Source organism: Candidatus Nitrosotenuis cloacae (assembly GCF_000955905.1).
Classification (GTDB): Archaea; Thermoproteota; Nitrososphaeria; order Nitrososphaerales; family Nitrosopumilaceae; genus Nitrosotenuis; species Nitrosotenuis cloacae.
In genome coordinates this window covers 269,851-288,301 of the sequence record NZ_CP011097.1, presented here as the reverse complement: position 1 = coordinate 288,301, position 18,451 = coordinate 269,851, and the positions used below count along the sequence as shown (strand labels likewise).

The window sequence follows — 18,451 nt, the reverse complement described above, 5'->3', positions numbered from 1 at the left end:
AATAGAATTTTGTAAAGTTATACTTTTTCTCTCTTAGAATTATTAAATACAAGATCCATCAAAACAAAGCATGTTTTTGACTCCAAGGGAGATAGATAAATTACATATTTTTTTGGCAGCAGAGCTTGCACGCAAGAGAAAAACAAGAGGCCTCAAGCTTAATCATCCAGAGGCAGTTGCCATTATAACTGATCATATACTAGAAGGGGCAAGGGACGGCAAGTCCGTTGCAGACTTGATGAGCTCCGGCAGAAGAGTTCTAACAAAGAATGATGTCCTGCCAGGAGTGCCGGAAATAATCCACACCATACAAGTCGAAGCTACTTTTGATGACGGAACAAAGCTGGTCACAGTCCATGATCCAATTGTGTGATGCATATGATACCTGGCGAATATTTCATCTCTGAGAAACCAATAATTGCAAACCAGGGAAAAAAAACAATCACAATATCAGTCAAAAACACCGGCGATAGGCCGATTCAGGTTGGCTCTCATACACACTTTTTTGAGTCAAACAAGGCCCTTGAGTTTGTGCGTGAGCAGGCATATGGATTTCATCTCAATATCGCATCAGGCACATCTATTCGATTTGAGCCGGGCGAGACAAAAAGCGTCGAGCTAACAGAATACGGTGGAAAAAGAATCGTTTTTGGATTTAGTGGACTGGTTAATGGACCATTGTCTGAAAAGAAATCAGATGCACTAGAGAAGGCCAAAAAGGGAGGATTTCGGGGCGCATGACACTAGAGATTCCAAGAAAAAAGTATGTGGATCTTTTTGGCCCCACCATTGGAGATAAGGTAAGGCTAGGAGACACGGACCTAATCATAGAAATTGAAAAGGACTTGCTCAGGTATGGAGATGAGGCAGTCTTTGGTGGGGGAAAGAGCATACGTGATGGAATGGCACAGGCAAGTGGCACTAGCCGCAATGATTCAGTGGATCTGGTAATTACAAACGCAATTGTGCTTGATCCGATCCTTGGAATAATCAAGGCAGACATTGGAGTCAAGGATGGAAAGATTGCAGGTATTGGAAAGGCTGGCAATCCAAACATCATGGACGGAGTTGACATTATAATATCATCAAACACCGAGGTGATTTCTGGCGAACATTTGATTTGCACCCCCGGTGCGGTGGATACGCACATTCATTTTATTTCTCCACAGCAGACAATCGACGCAATTTGTGGCGGTACTACCACCATGATCGGTGGCGGAACGGGTCCGGCAGATGGGACCAATGCAACAACATGCACTCCAGGAAAATGGTACATACACAAAATGATAGAGGCTACAGAAGAATTTCCCATGAATTTTGGATTTTTGGGAAAGGGCAATGACTCCGAAGAAGCATCACTGATTGATCAGATACGGGAGGGTGCGTGTGGGCTCAAGCTGCACGAGGACTGGGGTACCACGCCAGCAACAATAGATGCGGCACTACGAGTTGCCGACAAGACAGATACCCAGGTTGCCATACACACGGACACACTAAACGAGTGTGGCTATGTTGATGATACCATAGCTGCAATTGCCGGAAGGGCAATTCACACATACCACACAGAGGGCGCAGGCGGAGGCCATGCCCCAGACATTATGAAAATAGCGAGTGAGGCAAACATCTTGCCATCATCTACAAACCCCACCAGACCATTTACGGTAAACACACTTGATGAGCATCTTGACATGATGATGGTCTGTCATCACCTCAATTCTTCCGTTCCAGAAGACGTCTCATTTGCCGAATCAAGAATCCGCGCAGAGACAATAGCTGCAGAGGACATACTTCATGACATTGGCGCACTAAGCATGATGTCATCGGATAGTCAAGCAATGGGCAGAATTGGCGAGGTAACAACTAGGAACTGGCAGAGCGCAGACAAGATGAAAAAGATCTCAGGGAGGCACCAAAATGAAACAGGTGACAATGACAATTTCAGAGTAAAGCGTTACTTGGCAAAAATAACAATCAATCCCGCAATAACTCATGGAATATCTGAATATGTCGGATCCTTGGAGCCAGGCAAAATAGCAGATATCATAGTCTGGTCTCCGCAATTTTTTGGCGCAAAGCCAAAAATGATAATCAAGGGTGGAATGATTGCATATTCCTTGATGGGTGACCCAAATGCATCAATTCCCACCACAGAGCCAGTCTATTACAGGCCGATGTTTGGAGCATTGGGAAAAGCAAAGCAAGCGATCTCCTTTGTATTCACATCAAAACTTGCACTAGAAAACGGCCTTGAGGACAAGCTTGGTGTCTCAAAGAAATTCCTTGCAGTAAGGAATTGTAGAAACATTGGCAAAAAAGACATGGTTCTCAATGACACCACGCCAAAAATAGAAATCGATCCAGAGACGTATCAGGTAAAAATTGACAGCAAAATAGCTACAACAAAGCCAGCCACTAGTGTGCCACTTGCAAGACTATACAACTTGTTCTGAATCATCCGCGTAATATTTAGCGAAATGTTTTGACTTTGAAAATATATCTTAGGATCTATTTTGGGATTTTAAAGACCCGCTTGAAATAGTCCGAGTTTTCTTTGCTCTCTTCTGCATCCTCTTTTACGTTTGCCAGATTCTTTGCCAGGTTTTTCTTGTAGCCAAGCTGCATTTGTCTTGCAATTTGGATTCTCTGTGCCTGTGGTGAGCCTGCGCCGTGCATGGATTCAGTCAGATAGCCAACTGCGTTTCTGCCAAGTGTCATGTTCTCGATTAATCTTAGAATTCTCATTCTGTTTTCGACATCTGTTCCCTTCCTTCCAGCCAAGTATTTTTTGAGGAGTGGTCCGGTTGTCGTATTTCTAAAGTCTTGCTCAGACGGTAATGTTACAACAAGGCCGCCTGCGATATCCTGCGCTAGCCTTGAGATTTCATATGGGAATCGAGTAACATTGTGCTTGCAGACATTTGCCAGCATGTCGTCATTTAGCCACACGCCTGACTTCATTTCTTGTGCTTGGTATGATGATGAAATGCCTGCAGCAAAGATGGACTCGTTTAGATGCGTCATCTCTACTAGCTTGTCGCGAATGTGAGACACGTCTGGAATTCCATTATAGTCAGAAATGGCAGCTGCTGCGCCAATTAGTACATCGCCAAGGCCTGTCTTGCAGACATAGCTTCTTCTGTGATAGCATGTGAATCGCTCAACTAGCATTGCTGCAAACTCTACCTCACCATTCATGAATATGAGATCATTTGGAATGAACACATTGTCCAGTATGACCATTGCCTCTTGGCCTGCAAACTGTGAGTTACCTGCATCAATGTCTCCCTCCTCCATACTTCTGGTATCACATGATTGACGTCCGTAGATGTACGTAATTCCAGGAGCATCTACTGGAATTGCACCTACAATTCCCCAGTCCTTGTCTTTTTCTAACAGTCGTATGGTTGGCATTATTATCATCCAGTGTGAATTGATTACACCTGTTTGGTGAGCCTTTGCGCCAGTAACGTATACGCCGTCGGCTGTTCTTTTTGTGATATGGACGAACAGATCTGGGTCTGCTTGCTCAGATGGTGCCTTGCTTCTGTCTCCTTTGACATCAGTCATTGCGCCACCGATTACAAAGTTCTCTTCTTGCATCTTTTTGATAAAAGCTAGTAATCTTTTGTGATAATTGGTGTGATGTTTTTCATCAATTTCAAATGTTGTGGAATGCAGCGAATTTAGCGCATCCATTCCTACGCATCGCTGAAAGCACGTTCCGGTAAGCTGACCAAGCTTTCTTTGCATTTTGTTTTGCAATACCAGATCATTTGCAGATTCCGCAATGTGCAAGAATCGGTTTACTCGTTTTCCGGATATTTTGGACATTGGGGATGCCAAGTCTTCTTCGCGTGCTGCCAGATCATATGTTTCGGCAACCGCGTTAATTGATGGCCGAATCATTGGGTGCTCTACTGGATCTTGTACTTGCTCCCCAAAAAGATAGACAGTGAGTTTTCTTCCCTTAAGACTTTGGATGTAATCTTGGCCAGTCTTAATTGCCATGTGAATATCACATCGAACTGGTATAAATATTGACTAGCGATCGAACGATTGCAGCATTGGCACTAGTTTAAAAACGAAAATTCAGTGTTTGAAACAGTTTTTGATGTGATCGTTTGTCATCCCTACTGCTTGCATGAACGCATAGACGATTGTTGTTCCAACAAAGCTAAAGCCTCTTTTTTTGAGGTCCTTGCTTATCATGTCAGATAGAATAGTAGATGGTGGAACATCAGACATATCCTTGAAATTATTCTTAATTGGCATATCTTGCACAAAATCCCAAATGTACCTATCAAAGCTATCAAACTCTTGCTGAATTAGCAGGAATTGTTTTGCATTGTTTACTGTGGATTTTATTTTGAGTCGGTTTCGTATGATTCCCTCATCTGATAAGAGTCTGGCAATGTCTTTTTGCGTGTACTTTGAGATTTTTTTGGGATCAAAATTATCAAATGCTGCTCTGTACGTTTTTCTTCGCTTTAGTATTGTAGACCATGATAGGCCTGCCTGAGCACCCTCCAAAATCAGCATCTCAAAGAGTTTTTTGTCATTATGTACTGGAATGCCCCATTCGGAATCATGGTATTTGATCATCTCTGGGCCTTGCGCCCAAGTACAACGATTTTGGGGTTTTACCATTTATTTTGCAAATCTCTTTTTGTATATTATGCCAACTATGGAAGCACCGATGAACGGAGCGCTCCAGTAAATCCACAGGTCGTTTAAAACCCCAGTAAAAACTGCAGGAGTCAGCGATCGAATTGGATTCATTGATGCTCCCGAGATTGAACCGAGGAAAAAAACATCCAAAGAAACGGTTCCGGCAATAATTGCGCTAACAAATGCCGGTGATAGTTTCTTTATGTTGGTTGCAAGAAATATGGCCCCCATTAGAAATATAGTGGCAATGATCTCAATTCCAAAGAAAAATCCTACTGGATAGGTATAGTTTGGAGAGTTCAGTCCTAGTCTGGCATAATCTCCAAAGACGTATTTTACAAATAGAGTGCCCAAAAATGCACCTATTGCTTGGGCAGAAACATACAGAATGATTTGTTTTGCGGTAATGTATTTTGCAATAAAAAATCCAATTGTTACTGCAGGATTAAAGTGTGCCATGGAATATTTCCCAAACAGAATTATCACCAAGAAAATACCAATGAAATGCATTGCAGAAATAAAACTAATTCCCAAAACTCCACCCAAGCTTCCATCATATACGATAGAGCCGGTTGCGCTGACAAGCAAGCCGAATGTCCCCACCAGCTCGGCAACAAAGATCTTTTGACTTTTAGTTAGGTTCAGAGTGTTTTGCATAGCTCCTGAACTCTTTTTTCTATGGTATCGCGGATCTTGCGCACATCTTCAAGCGGCTTTCCCTTTGGGTCCTCAATTGCCCAATCAAACACATTTTTTACAAACAATGCTGGGCACGATTCTCTATCCATACAGCCCATGTTGATTACCTTTGATGCTTCCCTTATCATGGAATCAGTGATTGTCTTTGGGGTTTGTATGGTGATATCAATGCCAGATTCCTTCATTGCCTGTATGGCAAGTGGGTTTATTGCACCAGTTGGCTTGGTTCCCGCGCTGTATGGTTCATAGCCTGTGGGTGCATATTTTCTGAAAAATCCCTCTGCCATCTGGCTTCGTCCGGCATTCTCAACGCACACAAAAAGAATCTTTTTTGACATCAAAAACTTGATATAAATCCTAATTTATATAAATTCTGATTTATATGAACTCGATATTACTTCTCAAATGCATTTGTGAAGACACACGCTTTAGTATCCTAGAGCTGCTGCAAAAAAACAGCGAAATGTCAGTGAATGATCTGGTGAACAAGCTAAAAAAAGACCAGCCGCTAGTGTCACACCACCTTCGCGCACTAAAAGAGTGTAACTTGCTAAAAACAAGAGACAGCGGAAAGATGACAATGTACAGCATTGCAAGCAAAGACGTATCAAGACTAATTTCTGATATCATCAAGACCTCGCAAAAAATGGCATCATGTTGCGATATGCCAAATTGTTGTTAGCTATTCTTTTAGATGCTTTGAGGCCTTTTTTGCTTTATAGAATATCTTAAAGCCACTCTTTGATGCCTTTAGTGTCTTGACAAGCTTGACTGAGATCTTGGCAATTTTAAAAAAGCTCAAAAACGGAATTAATGCAATCATTACTACTTCATGCCAGTGTTTTCGCATGAATAATCTCCAGTTGTTTAGTTTTTTGTATTTTAGATACAAATCCAATACCAACAACCCAAAGAAAACCCAAAGCAATATCTCAAAGTGAATTTCATATTCGTGTGGAATATGATATGGAGCCTCCTTTAGTAGAAGTGATTCTGGATGGAACGACACAAATCCAACAAAATACACGGCTGCCATTATTAGCAGTATAAAGTCAAGTGATTTTGCGACTAGTCCCTTTTCGGCCATGATTCTGATTGATAAGCAAATCATTTCTATTTTTGTATGCGTCTCAGGCAGTGCTCAGACCTGAATAGGGGATTGTCCGAGCACGCTTGAGCACACATGGCACATTTTGGTTGGCTAAAAAATCATGTGCTGGTATGGATATCACACCCAAACTCATAGGGGATTCTAAGCTGGTTTGATTAGAAATCAGCTAAGTTGTTGAGCCCACCTAATATCGCATGTATAACAACAATGAATATGCGAATAGATTCATGCAAAAAGTGCGGAGTAGAGTTGCGCGAGTATGACAATTCAGAAAGATGCAATGCTTGCGGAAAAGAGTTCACCCAGTTCGTGTGCGTAAAATGCCAGACTGTAACCGAACCACAATACCACATTCACAGAAATGTTGTATCACTGGAAAATGCACTAAAAATAGTGGTATGATGAAAGGTCTTCCGAGACACAGGCTAGGATTTTATTCGTTTGTTGGTGTATTGGTTGCCGCAGTAATTGTTTTGACTCTAGTCTCAGGATAATCCGATTCGAACATCCAAGACCTTGCAGCCATTTCCTTGTTCCATTACAAGAACAGGATTCATGTCAAGCTCTTTGATTTCTGGAAAGTCCGTCAATAATGCTGAGAGTCGTTGTACCAGTTCCGATAGTTTCTTCTTGTCTGCCGGCTTTTCTCCGCGAACTCCTTCTAGCAATTTTTTTGTTTTGATTGAATCAATCATGTCGTCGGCTTCTTTGTTAGTGACTGGTGCCAGTCTGAATGTGACATCCTTTAGGACCTCGACGTAAATTCCGCCCATGCCAAGCATAATCACTTGGCCAAATCCAGGCTCTTGCTTTGAGCCAATGATCAGCTCCTTTCCGCCCTTGACCATTTCTTGGATCAACACCCCTTTGATCTGCGCGTTTTTGTTGTATTTTTTTGCGTTCTTTATGATAACATCAAATGCATCTCTTACTGCCTGCTCGTTTGCAAGACCTACTTTTACTCCACCAGCATCGGATTTGTGAATTATTTGTGGTGAAGCAATCTTCATTACAACTGGGAATCCTATTTTTTTAGCGGATTTTACTGCGTCTGCGGCAGTCTTTGCCAAAATGCTTTGAGGCAACGGGAATCCATATGCACGGAGTACCTCTTGGCCTTCCTCTTCTAGTAGGTTTGTGCGCTTTTGCTTTCTAACAGAGTCAAAGACTTTTTTTGCGGCTGCCTTTTTGGCAGGGAATTTTGTGATTGTTCCTTCGGATGTGTTTAGCCACTTGCTGAATCGAAGCATTGCTCGTAATGCACGAATTGCCCCTTCCGCATAGGTATAGTATGGAACGCCGCCATCAGCTAGAATCTGCCTGTTTGTAATGCCCTCATCTAATCCCATTAGAGAGGCAAGCATTGTTTTTTTGTATTTTTTAGACATTGATACGATAACCTTGGCTAATTCATCATAGTTTAGGGTCGCAGATGGCGTGCACATGGCAATTACGGATCCGACATTTTTGTGCCCAAGCACATTATCCAAGACACCGCTGAATCGATTATAGTCAGCATCGCCTACAATATCTACTGGGTTTCGCGAGCTGCCCCATGGTGGAATCACTGCGTTGATCTTTGGGCGTATGTCCTCAATTGATGCCATCTTGATTCCGTATTTAGAGCAGGCATCAGTTGAAATGATTGCAGGGCCTCCTGCGTTTGATACTATAACCAAGTCACCCTTTAGTGGTAGTGGCTGTTTTGAGAATGCTACTGCATAATCAAATAATTCCTCCATGGTATCAACTCGGATGGCGCCGGACTGGTTCAGAACAGCATCATAGATTTCGTCTGATCCCATCAACGCGCCAGTATGAGACATTGCTGCCTTTGCGCCCTCTGGGCTTCGGCCTGATTTTAGAATGATTACCGGCTTGCGGTATTTTTTAGTTATTTGCTTGCATACTCTGAGAAATTCCTGGCCGTCTCCCATGTCTTCCAGATACATGACAATTACCTTGGTCTGGTCGTGTTCTGCAAGCATCTTGAGCAGATCAATTTCATTAAGATCTGCCTTGTTGCCCACACTCACAACAGCTGAGAATCCAATTCCTTGTGCGCTTGCGTCCTCAACCAAAGCAGCGCAGATGGCACCACTTTGTGAGACTAGTGCGATTTGTCCTGACTTTGGTGTAACTTTGAGAAAAGTGGAATTCATCATTGTCTTTGGGTCCAGATTCATCACCCCAAGGCAGTTTGGGCCAATCATGCGAATGCCGTATTTTTTTACAATTGTCTTTAGCTGCTCTTCTAGCTTTTTGCCTTCTTCATTTACTTCCTTGAATCCCGCTGTTATGACGATGACGCCTTTGATCTTTTTCTTGCCGCACTCTTCTAGTACTGCTGGCACGATGTCGTTTTTTGTCACCACGACTGCCAGATCAATTGGTTCTTTGACATCAAGCACTGTCTTGTATGCTGCCATATCAAAGACCTTGTCTCGGGTTGGAGAAATTGGAAAAATTTTGCCCTTGTATCCTTTCATGATATTTGATGTAATGGTACGGCCGACACTTCCCTCCTTGTCAGATGCGCCAATGATTGCAATAGATTTTGGTTCTAAAAGAGAAGTCATGTTCTTGGCTCCGCTGTTTCGTAAATAAAGTTATTCTTGCAAAATCTAGATCTCTAGCTGCCAAGCATCTTGCCGGCCAAGTTCTGAGCTCGCGGGATCCACACTATCTTCAGATTTGGAATCTTGCCCATTAGCGACCAGGCCTTTCTTGCGAGCTCGCGCAATGGTTCGGAGTTGATTGCAAACTCGTGGTTTAGTTGCGATACAGTGTTTTTTGAATCAGAGTATATTGTGATAACATCATTTGATTGGGCAAACTTTTCCAGAACCGAGATTATTCCCAAGTATTCTGCCTGGTTGTTTGTTATTCCCGGCTTTTTCTCATAGAAAGACTCACCTGTTTCCTTTATGAAATAACCATATCCCGCATTGTCGCCTCCAGAGCCGTCAACGTATGCGCTAAGTTCCATCCTTGTATAGCCTCGTAAGATTAACCCCTAAATTAACAATAGATACGTAAACTACTGCAGCTATCAGATGCGTAATCATTGAAGCTGCATATGGTTCATAATTAATGGTGAGGAGATAATACTGCAAATACCACCTTATGGCAATGTATACTATTTCGCCTGAGCCAACCGATGTAATTATTTTTAATAGATCCTTTCTGAGCCTGGGCGAATCAATTTTGCCAGACTCGGTGAGGTATTTCTTTCTGTTATCTACATAGAATAAGGTTCCAAACGTGGAATAAAACACAACAAGATCCACCAGTAAAGTATAGCTGCTGTTCAGATAGTCTTCTTGCTCCGCCAAAAGCTGAGCAGTCACCGCAGAAAAGATCACGGCTACTATAATAGACAAGAACAGGTTTTTGTTTAGCTTGAGATATTCCACATATCTTTTTTGCATAAGAGATTTTGGAAAACATCACAGATAAATCTAGTCTGCCAGAATCAGGCGATCACGAAAGCCACAAATCAGTCTAGTTAATGCTCAGTCCAAAAAAACTTCCAGTGCTTATGATATTGTACATGATGTCAATGCCAATTATGATACTCAGTGAGCCAACCGAATAGCGCAGGATTTTGTTGATTCGATCGGAATAAACCGTAAATGAAAACGGCAGTCCTATTGCGCTGCTTACCAGCATCATTCCGATTATCGAGCCAACCCCAAAGACCAGAATGAATGATAGAATGGTTTCCAAATTATGTAGAGTCGAGAGCGCCAAAACAACAAGGCTTCCACTTCCGGCTAATCCATGTACACACCCGATAAGATATGATCGGTGTCCGTGAGTGTGCTCTTTATCATGAGTATGGGGATGTGTGTGGACTAGATCGTCATGAGTGTGAGTGTGGATGTGTTTTTGTTTTAGGCCCCGTTTAAGATATGTAAAGAATCCAAGGGTCACAAGCATCATGCCCACTCCAAACTCAAAGTTACCAAACATCGTATCAGGAATACTCATCGAAAACACAAAGATCAGCAAACTCACCAAGACCAGGCTAGAGGTGTGTCCTGCCCCCCACAGTGCACCAAGAATCGAGCTTCTCAGAGCACCCGAGCTGATTTGTCGAAAACGCCTAAGTGAGCTTTTTTGTGCTAGTTTCGAGTTTTGTGTTGCCACTGCAACAACATGATCAGGCTCAAAGGCGTGTGAGAGTCCTATCAAAAACCCAGATACCAGCACGAAAAAGGGTGTTGCTGTTGGCAGTTCTTTGATTAGTTCTTCTATCATGATTATTTCCTCAAGCAGGCTTTAGGATATAGTCCGAGATTTTAATTGGAGTATTCAGTACAATCAGTCTTTTGGTATTATCATCCAGTGTTATCTCAAATGACATTTGTTGCAAGGTCTCTGGAACTCCTATCATTACTTGTTCTGGGTTTAGTAGAATGGATGCGTTTTTTTGGATTTGCTCAATTGATTTGCCCCCCTTAAGCTCAGAAACAACTAGTGCGGAAAATACGGTAATGGCTTCGTTGATGTTTATTCGAAGATTTCGGTCCAGCTTGTCCTTTACCATACTTATGAGATTGGTAAAGATCTGCTCGTCTGCTTTGCTGGAATACTGAAAAGTTCTTGTAAAAGGAGAAACATCTGGTTCCCCCTTTACGGTTATCTTGATGAGAGTCAATCTCGCTTTGGTATTTTTGGACGCGGAATATCCTTATTAAAGTGATATGTGTTTCCGGTTCCACGATATTCGTGCGGTCGTACAGGGTCACCATTTTCCAAGCCTCTCTTTGTTAGTGATAGTCCAGCCAAGAGTTCTATGATCAGTCGTTGTCCTAGTCCAGATGTGATACCACCGTTGTAGGAGCTGCTATCACTCACATCATATGCTGGAGCTACTTCCACCAGGTCCATTGCAAACCTGTCTGGATCAAACGATTTGGATAGTAATCTGACCATTCTCATTCCCTCCCTTGAGGTAAGGCCGTTTGGTTCCGGCTCACCAGTTCCTGGTGCATAAGATGGATCAAAAGAGTCAATGTCCCAGCTAAGGTAAACTGCATCAGTGCCATCGTTTGCCCTGTCGGCGATTTCTTTTGCAATCATGTCAATTCCCAATTCTTCAACATCAAGCATGGTAAACCACTGGAAGTCCTGATCCGACATCCACTTGTACAAGTCACGTCCCGGCCAGTATCCACGCGGACCAACCAGTGTGTAGTTCTTTCCTTTGAGGCAGCCCATCTCCATGATTCGTCTGATGTGTGCTCCATGGTCGTACTTGTAGCCGGTTAGTCCTTGAGGTGCACAATCTGCGTGAGTATCAAAATGAATCATGCCAATGTTTTTGTATTTTTTAGCAAAGGCGCGAACGTTTGCAAATGTTATAGAGTGATCCCCGCCCAACATTACGGGAATTCCTTCCTCATCGAGAACCTCTTTGACTTTTTGAGTCATTCTTTTGTGAGATTCAATTACATCACCTGGTGAGACTTGGACGTCTCCATAATCTACTGTTTTGAAGGTTCCAAATGGATCCGCTCCTGTTTCTATGTTAAATCGCTCATATGGTGGAGACGGAATGGTAGATGCCGCACGAATTGCTCGCGGGCCATAACGCGCTCCAGGACGAATAGTAGTTCCAAAATCAAATGGCTCACCAATAATTGCAACATCTGGCTTTACCTGGACTAGTTCCTTGTGGGTCCTGATCCAGGGCAGATGTAGGAATGTGTTGATGCCAACAAATGGTGCAACATCGGCACCATTGTAGTCCTCACCATAAAATTCCATTCCCATTTTTATCATCTATATCATCGCACGCAAATAATTAAACATTCCAAGTAAACTACGTATTTTATTTGTCAACTTGACAAAAACATATAGAGAAACAACAATCAAGTATGTGTAATTTACTTTTTCTTGATTACATTTTTTTGATGCAAAAAATTATTTGCAAAAAATATTGTAAGAATTACAAAAAATAAAATCAGCTCCATTTCGGAAATAATTTTACAAAATTTTTATACTTGATAGGGTACTATATCACATGGCCAGTGTCAGCTCAAAAGAAGATATTGAGAGAGAGTCAAAAAGAGTAATTGGCGCACTTTATGGAAACGTGACTGATTTTAAGGTCAACGAAACATTCCAGATTCCTGAAAAGGGACCAAGGCAAGCATGGGATGTTCAAGTCAGATTCATGCTAAACGGTCTAAAATATACAGTAGATCTTGAAATACAGGAAAAAGACGGCCAAGTCACAAATGCAAGACTGCTAGATACAATGACTCCACTTTAATTTTTTTCAATACTTTGTGAAGCCAGGCTGGAAAAATTCGGCATAGTTAGAACCTCTTTTGCTACTTTGATCTTATCAGATAGTTCGTTGAGATAAATGTCAGCAAACTTTGCAAATGTAGGCACTGATTCAGGCTTGCTGTTTGATTTGAACTTGGAATATTCTTCTTGGAGCCACTCAAAATTAGACTCTTTTAGTCGAATTACATGATTCTGCGCATCAAGCTTTGATTCAAAAAGATTTGCCAGAAAATAACTGGTAAACCGGCTAAAGCACCTAACGTGGTATTTTTGTTCGTATTTTTCCTTTAGTTCTTTGTAGTTTTCCTTGAGCCACTCATCCACATCCAATCGAATAGTAATGGAATTGTAGCGTCCCGACAGATCCAATCTAATGTTATGCAGGTTTACGGTATAGTATCCGCGCTTGACTTCATTCATCATGATTATCAGAGTGCTTGGAAGAAACATTCCCGGATAATACGTATCTGTGATGTTGTGCAATCTTGTCAAAAGATCAGGCTTTAGTCCAATTGTTGAATATCCTTTGCCTGGCATACGGCAATATGGAGTCGAAGTTTATATTAATTTTCATATAGAATTGTGAAATCAAAAAAATTCTTGTTCTAAAGATTTAGCTCATTACTAATTTTGGAAAAAGATAATGCTCAAAGCTAAGATGAGTTATTTCTTTTTGAGGTCTCGAATTATGAGAAAAACTATCCAAAGTGAGGCAATTGCTACGGTTCCCACGCCTAATCCTACGGTAAACGAATCGCCAGGCTTGAATTGAGTGAGGCCGACGCCCAACAAAATCAGCACAATTGCAACTAGGTTTTGCTTGCTTACCATTGAAAATCAAAAGTGGCGCCAAGCTAATAAAACTTACAATACAATATCATAACAAGTTGAAAATCTCACAGATATGATGATTTTTGGATGATAGCTAAAGGATAAATCATTAACACAACTAAACATAAATGATTTCCATGTTTTTTCGAGCTACAAAGACTCCAGATGATCTTATCCGTAAAGGAATTTCTCTTTCTAAAAAAAACAATTTCAAAGAAGCAATAGCATATTTTGATAAGATCATAGATGCAGATGCAAAAAACGGTGCCGCATGGTTTCGCAAGGGACTAGCTCTAAGAGAGATGGGAAAATATGAAGATTCACTGACATGTTTTGATAAAGCACTGGAAATTGATCCAAACAATTCCGATGCACTATACAATAAAGGGTTGATACTGGGCAAGCTTGAGAAAAATGAAGAGGCGATAACTCTCATTAACAGAGCCATAGAGATGCAGCGAGATAATTCGGTGAGCCTATACTATGATGGGGAGGAGCTAAAAAAGCGTGGCAAATATGAGGAGGCACTATCATTTTACACCAAGGCCTTGGATAATAATCCAAAAAATGTTCGTGCCCTAATCGCAAAGGGCTATGTGCTGGACTTGCTTGGCGTACCACCAAAAGGCGTTACGTCTTTTTTTGACAAAGCCTTGGAAATTGATCCAACAAATGTGGACGCTTATCTTCACAAAGGTATCTTGCATAATAGAATAAGAAAATACGAGGACGCAATAGCATACCTTGGTAAGGCACTGGAAATAGAGCCCAAGAATGTTCGCGCCCTATACAGTATGGGTGTTGCTTTACATCATACAAAAAAGCCAGAGGAATCAATCACATATTGCAACAAAGCCCTCGAGGCAGACCCAAGACACGTCAATGCATTGTGTACGATGGTTTGGGTTTTAGCGCACCAAGAAAAGTACGAGGCCGCACTGATTTATTGCGACAAAGCACTCGAGGTTGAACCGGGATATGGGTACGCACTAAGCTACAAGGGTTATTTGCTTTTAGAGTGCGGTAACCTAGATGAGGCCCTAAAATACTATGATCTGGTGCTGGAAATCGATCCAAGCAACATGAGGGCCATGCATTACAAAAACAAGATACTAGGTAAGATCAAAAAAAAGAAAAAACAGAATTTCTTTGCAAGATAACTAGCTAAATTGCTGAGCTCTTGCCACCAGCTGCCGCAGACTGGAAGTGCTTGAGGTCCTCACCCATTATCACGTCTTCCTCTGGTGGAACATACTCGTTGACATCGTGTCTTTCTTTGCCAGGCCACTTTTTCTGAGTAGCAAGGGCCACTATGATAAAGAGCGGGAATGAGATCATTGGCGGTATCATGGTGTCCAGGCCTGCCCACTCTACTGGGATGACAAAGAACATCAATAGTCGTATTGCGGATCCAACAATTAGTGATACTATGGCTGCTGGCATGTTTGATTTTTTCCAGAACAATCCCAATGTCAGAGGAGCAAGTGCACCTGCAAATACAAGATCAAATGCAAGAATCAGATATACTCCAGGCTGAGGCATAAGATAGCCAAGTGTAAGTGCAGATAACATTACAGGTATGACAGCTAATCTAGTAATCCACAACAGCTTGGAGTCGTTCCAAGATTCTTTGCCTAGCCAACGTTTTCGGATAATTCTTTGAAGCAGGTTCCTTGAAATAACACTAGATACAGCAAGCAACCCACCATTTGCAGTAGACATAGAAGCTCCAAGAACGCCCATAAGAATTGCCGCGCCAATTGCAAACGGCATGTGATTCATAGCAAGGTCTGGTAACGCATGGAATGGATCCTCCAGTCCCGGCAAAAAGTGAAATGCCACAATTCCCAGCATGCCAACTGGCAATACAGTAAAGAACGTAAGTCCTGCTGCCATAAATGATCCTCTACGAGCAGTCTTGGGGTCTCTTGCAGCAAACACTCTTTCCATAAAGTCTAGCGCAACGATATCTCCCAATCCCAATGCCAATATTCCGGCCCAGTTGATCAAAGCACCATTGGCTACATCAAAGAGTCCAGACAGATCAAGATACGCAGGCGGTGCACTTGCCAGAATTGTATCAAATGCAACTCCAGAGAATCCTCCTGCAAAGAAGATGAATGCTGCCCAAAATGCACCAATTGCAAGATAAATTTGGAAAATATCGGTATATGCGGAAGCAAACAATCCTCCCGCAATTGTATATGTCAAGACAACGAGTGCAGCAATAATAATTCCCCACAGGAACGGTATTCCCAGTGCGGTCTCCAAGATGAAGCCGCTTGCAGCAAAATTTCCAGCGACTAGTATGGTAAAACTAATTATCATTAAAATGCCAGACATTCCTTCCGCGGCATTTCCGTATCTTCTGAAATAGTAATCAGGCAAGGTGAACATGGACATTTTGTTGATCTTTTTTCCATAAAATACACCAGTCATTAACAGACATATTCCCAGTCCGATCGGTATGACGACACCTGCCCAGAAACCAAATTGATAGATGAGTGCAATAGCACCAAGAGTCGAGTTACCATCGACTGCTTGCGCCACAAGCATTGTTCCAACCATGGCAAGTGGCAGACTTTTTCCTGCAACGATTAGTCTTCTACCGCTTTTTTGTACTAGCTTGTACGTCAGGCTTCCGACAATTAGTGAGACGGCAAGAAAAGCAACTACTGCAATGCCATAACCATTTACCTCGACCACAGAACACGAATAACTAAAAATTATATAAATATTATAAAAATCAAGTATTATACGTTTTAGAATTAAAAAAGAATAGAAAAAATGTGTTTTTAGAAGCAAAAAAAGCAATAATTTGCAAAAAATTACGTAGTATACGTTCCACAAACAAAACTAGCCAAACTTATTGAGATCAAAAATAACGATCAAAGAAAATTGATCTCACACAAATTCAAATTTTTAACAAAATAAAATTTTTCTCAGATAAGATTTAATAATTTTAGAAATATCTGCTGAGGATGAAGTATCCTGGACTGCTCGAACATGATGTAGCACGAGTCGAAGAGTCCAGAAAATTAAATTTGGTTGTAGGCGGAATTGTTTTAGATGTAATCAGAACATGTCTTGGGCCACGAGGCATGGACAAAATCTACATTGATGTTCTAGGGGATGATACCTGCACAAAACACGGTGGCGCATTCTTAAGAAAAGTCGATCTAAAGCTTCCAGCTGCAAAAGCCATCATAGAAGGAGTCAATGCAGTAGATACTCATGTAGGTGATGGAACTATCTCTGCTGCAATCTTGATTGGAATGTTGCTAAAAAAATCAGAAGAACTAATGAAAATTGGAATAACTCCTCCAACAATCATCAGAGGCTATGAAAAGTCTTTGGAGTTTGCACTTGATATACTTGATGAAATTAAGAGAAAAGAAGACATTACAAACAAGGAAATCATGCACAGACTAGCCACTTCATGTCTTGCCGGTAAAGCAATCACAAGTTTGGTGCCTGAGGAGATCGACATTGCAAGTATAATTGTGGATGCGGTGTGTAGTATTACTAATTTCCAGAAAAAGGAAATAGACGTAGATGACATAAAGGTTGAAGAAAAGGCTGGAAATGCAAATGGTATTCAGCTGATAAGTGGAACCGTAATTGACAAAACCATTGATAGTTCCGCCATGCCAAGAAGCATAGAAAACGCCAGGATTCTGTTACTAAACGAGCCTCTGGAGATGATGCGAACCAAGACAGACGAGCAAATCCAGATTAATTTGCCTGAGCAGATGGCACTTTTTTTGGATCAGGAAAAATTTGACATACGTGCAAAAATAAAAAAAATCATCAACTCTGGAGCTAATGTGGTAATATCCAGAAAAGGAATCAACGATATTGCCCGGGAATATTTAGCAAAGGCAGGAATCATATCAATACGAAGAGCAAAGATGAATGATCTTTTGTGGCTGGAAAAATCTACGGGTGCAAAAATATGCAAGAGCCTAGATGATATCTCAGAGGAAGAGTTAGGATCTGCAAAAAAAGTATATGAAAAAAATATTGGTGGCGATAAAATGTTGTTTGTGGAAGAATGTCGCAATGCCAAGTCCATTACTATTTTGTTGAGATGCAACTCCAAGCGTTATTTGGATGAGTTTCACAGAGACGTCCTAAACGCAGTTTATGTTCTGAGAAACTTTATTGAGAATCCATTTGTTGTTCGTGGCGCAGGCTCTACTGAGGCAATCATTGCAAATAGAATAAGAAAGCAAAGCACTACAGTTGAGGGACGCGAGCAAATAGTGATCGAAAAGTTTGCAGACGCAGTAGAGGAGATCCCCATAACTTTGGCAAAAAACGTAGGCATGGACCCACTAGATACGCTAACCCAGCTGAGATCCAAGTACGCAAACTCTCCAAAAAATGTCCTAAAATGGTACGGCATTGACTCTGAGAAAAGAAAGGTCTCAGAAATATCACCAGATCAAATAATTGAGCCCGTGGTTGTAAAAGAACAGGTCATCAAAACAGGAATAGAGGTAACCAACATGATACTAAATGTAAATGACATATTCATGAGAGATGAAATTGACAATACACATTGCCATATTGATGGAACTGTTCATGCACACCACGATGGCGGAACGGCACACAATCACTTTGAACAAGAAGGTCTAGAACAAAGACAGATGCATCATTATTACTAAAAATATTGCAAAAAATTCGTTGGTATAATACGTTTAGTGTTTTGTTCATGAAAATTGTATAATGTGGGATTTTTGTGAACATAATTCGTATAGTACGATTAATTGTAAAATGCAAAATTCATTTTCAAGAAAAGCAACATTTTTACATAAAAGAAAGTTTCCTTGTAGC

General features: G+C 41.4%; 22 protein-coding genes. 8 read left to right on the top strand and 14 right to left on the bottom strand.

The window, feature by feature from the left end:
• Window positions 1-70: 70 nt before the first annotated feature.
• Genes SU86_RS01455 through ureC form a run of 3 tightly spaced genes read left to right on the top strand, consistent with a single transcriptional unit; the run spans window position 71 to window position 2,450 of the window.
• Window positions 71-373, top strand: a complete 303-nt coding sequence (locus SU86_RS01455; protein ID WP_048186952.1) for an urease subunit gamma — start codon at window positions 71-73, stop codon at window positions 371-373.
• Between the two features lie 5 nt (window positions 374-378).
• Window positions 379-741 carry an urease subunit beta gene (locus SU86_RS01450; RefSeq protein WP_048189028.1) on the top strand — a complete coding sequence of 121 codons (363 nt, stop codon included), beginning with the start codon at window positions 379-381 and terminating at the stop codon, window positions 739-741.
• A complete protein-coding gene (gene ureC, locus SU86_RS01445) occupies window positions 738-2,450 on the top strand; it encodes an urease subunit alpha (RefSeq protein ID WP_048186951.1) in 1,713 nt (570 codons plus the stop codon). Before SU86_RS01450 ends, ureC begins: the two co-directional genes overlap by 4 nt.
• Before the next feature lie 55 nt (window positions 2,451-2,505).
• On the opposite strand, the gene SU86_RS01440 is transcribed toward ureC, so the two are convergent.
• The 4 genes from SU86_RS01440 to SU86_RS01425 form a co-directional block, all read right to left on the bottom strand.
• Window positions 2,506-4,008 carry a 4-hydroxyphenylacetate 3-hydroxylase family protein gene (locus SU86_RS01440; RefSeq protein WP_048186950.1) on the bottom strand — a complete coding sequence of 501 codons (1,503 nt, stop codon included), beginning with the start codon at window positions 4,006-4,008 and terminating at the stop codon, window positions 2,506-2,508.
• Between the two features lie 81 nt (window positions 4,009-4,089).
• The gene (locus SU86_RS01435) at window positions 4,090-4,647 is read right to left on the bottom strand and encodes a DNA-3-methyladenine glycosylase I (RefSeq protein ID WP_048186949.1); all 558 of its coding nucleotides are present in this window, start codon (window positions 4,645-4,647) and stop codon (window positions 4,090-4,092) included.
• Window positions 4,648-5,325, bottom strand: a complete 678-nt coding sequence (locus tag SU86_RS01430; RefSeq protein WP_048186948.1) for an MIP/aquaporin family protein — start codon at window positions 5,323-5,325, stop codon at window positions 4,648-4,650.
• Window positions 5,310-5,705: an arsenate reductase ArsC gene (locus SU86_RS01425; protein WP_082096060.1), complete on the bottom strand. Its 396-nt coding sequence runs from the start codon at window positions 5,703-5,705 to the stop codon at window positions 5,310-5,312. The genes SU86_RS01430 and SU86_RS01425 overlap by 16 nt, the downstream gene beginning before the upstream one ends.
• Window positions 5,706-5,749: 44 nt before the next feature.
• Here SU86_RS01425 and SU86_RS01420 point away from each other — a divergent pair, with 44 nt between their 5' ends.
• The gene (locus tag SU86_RS01420; RefSeq protein WP_048186947.1) at window positions 5,750-6,049 is read left to right on the top strand and encodes an ArsR/SmtB family transcription factor; all 300 of its coding nucleotides are present in this window, start codon (window positions 5,750-5,752) and stop codon (window positions 6,047-6,049) included.
• Here SU86_RS01420 and SU86_RS01415 read toward each other — a convergent pair whose 3' ends face one another.
• Window positions 6,050-6,454 (bottom strand): hypothetical protein, encoded by a 405-nt coding sequence (locus SU86_RS01415; RefSeq protein WP_048186946.1) that lies wholly within the window; start codon window positions 6,452-6,454, stop codon window positions 6,050-6,052.
• Between the two features lie 237 nt (window positions 6,455-6,691).
• Here SU86_RS01415 and SU86_RS01410 point away from each other — a divergent pair, with 237 nt between their 5' ends.
• Window positions 6,692-6,880 (top strand): hypothetical protein, encoded by a 189-nt coding sequence (locus SU86_RS01410; protein ID WP_048186945.1) that lies wholly within the window; start codon window positions 6,692-6,694, stop codon window positions 6,878-6,880.
• A gap of 83 nt (window positions 6,881-6,963) precedes the next feature.
• Here SU86_RS01410 and SU86_RS01405 read toward each other — a convergent pair whose 3' ends face one another.
• The 6 genes from SU86_RS01405 to SU86_RS01380 all read right to left on the bottom strand — a co-directional run bounded on the left by SU86_RS01405 (window position 6,964) and on the right by SU86_RS01380 (window position 12,268).
• Window positions 6,964-9,057 carry a 4-hydroxybutyrate--CoA ligase gene (locus SU86_RS01405; protein ID WP_048186944.1) on the bottom strand — a complete coding sequence of 698 codons (2,094 nt, stop codon included), beginning with the start codon at window positions 9,055-9,057 and terminating at the stop codon, window positions 6,964-6,966.
• A 53-nt stretch (window positions 9,058-9,110) separates the two neighbouring features.
• A complete protein-coding gene (locus SU86_RS01400; protein WP_048186943.1) occupies window positions 9,111-9,467 on the bottom strand; it encodes a reverse transcriptase-like protein in 357 nt (118 codons plus the stop codon).
• Window positions 9,457-9,909 carry a hypothetical protein gene (locus SU86_RS01395; protein WP_048186942.1) on the bottom strand — a complete coding sequence of 151 codons (453 nt, stop codon included), beginning with the start codon at window positions 9,907-9,909 and terminating at the stop codon, window positions 9,457-9,459. The genes SU86_RS01400 and SU86_RS01395 overlap by 11 nt, the downstream gene beginning before the upstream one ends.
• 73 nt (window positions 9,910-9,982) lie before the next feature.
• A complete protein-coding gene (locus tag SU86_RS01390; protein WP_048186941.1) occupies window positions 9,983-10,741 on the bottom strand; it encodes a sulfite exporter TauE/SafE family protein in 759 nt (252 codons plus the stop codon).
• 10 nt (window positions 10,742-10,751) lie between these two features.
• A complete protein-coding gene (locus SU86_RS01385; protein WP_048186940.1) occupies window positions 10,752-11,141 on the bottom strand; it encodes an urease subunit gamma in 390 nt (129 codons plus the stop codon).
• Complete coding sequence (locus SU86_RS01380) at window positions 11,138-12,268, bottom strand: agmatinase family protein (protein WP_082096059.1); 1,131 nt, start codon at window positions 12,266-12,268, stop codon at window positions 11,138-11,140. Before SU86_RS01380 ends, SU86_RS01385 begins: the two co-directional genes overlap by 4 nt.
• 241 nt (window positions 12,269-12,509) lie before the next feature.
• Here SU86_RS01380 and SU86_RS01375 point away from each other — a divergent pair, with 241 nt between their 5' ends.
• Window positions 12,510-12,761: a hypothetical protein gene (locus tag SU86_RS01375; RefSeq protein ID WP_048186939.1), complete on the top strand. Its 252-nt coding sequence runs from the start codon at window positions 12,510-12,512 to the stop codon at window positions 12,759-12,761.
• Here SU86_RS01375 and SU86_RS01370 read toward each other — a convergent pair.
• Both SU86_RS01370 and SU86_RS09700 read right to left on the bottom strand, forming a co-directional pair.
• Window positions 12,758-13,318: a hypothetical protein gene (locus SU86_RS01370; RefSeq protein WP_048186938.1), complete on the bottom strand. Its 561-nt coding sequence runs from the start codon at window positions 13,316-13,318 to the stop codon at window positions 12,758-12,760. The two genes, SU86_RS01375 and SU86_RS01370, sit on opposite strands and share 4 nt — an antisense overlap.
• A gap of 126 nt (window positions 13,319-13,444) precedes the next feature.
• Window positions 13,445-13,612 (bottom strand): hypothetical protein, encoded by a 168-nt coding sequence (locus tag SU86_RS09700; protein WP_158507456.1) that lies wholly within the window; start codon window positions 13,610-13,612, stop codon window positions 13,445-13,447.
• Window positions 13,613-13,749: 137 nt separating this feature from the next.
• Between SU86_RS09700 and SU86_RS01365 the strand changes: the two genes are divergently transcribed.
• Complete coding sequence (locus SU86_RS01365; RefSeq protein ID WP_048186937.1) at window positions 13,750-14,772, top strand: tetratricopeptide repeat protein; 1,023 nt, start codon at window positions 13,750-13,752, stop codon at window positions 14,770-14,772.
• A gap of 4 nt (window positions 14,773-14,776) precedes the next feature.
• On the opposite strand, the gene SU86_RS01360 is transcribed toward SU86_RS01365, so the two are convergent.
• On the bottom strand, window positions 14,777-16,318 hold the full coding sequence (locus SU86_RS01360) for a sodium:solute symporter family transporter (RefSeq protein ID WP_052755419.1): 1,542 nt from the start codon (window positions 16,316-16,318) through the stop codon (window positions 14,777-14,779).
• Window positions 16,319-16,593: 275 nt separating this feature from the next.
• On the opposite strand from SU86_RS01360, the gene thsA reads away from it, so the two are divergent.
• Entirely contained in the window at window positions 16,594-18,282 is a 1,689-nt protein-coding gene (thsA, locus tag SU86_RS01355) for a thermosome subunit alpha (protein WP_052755418.1), read from the top strand.
• Window positions 18,283-18,451: the final 169 nt, after the last annotated feature.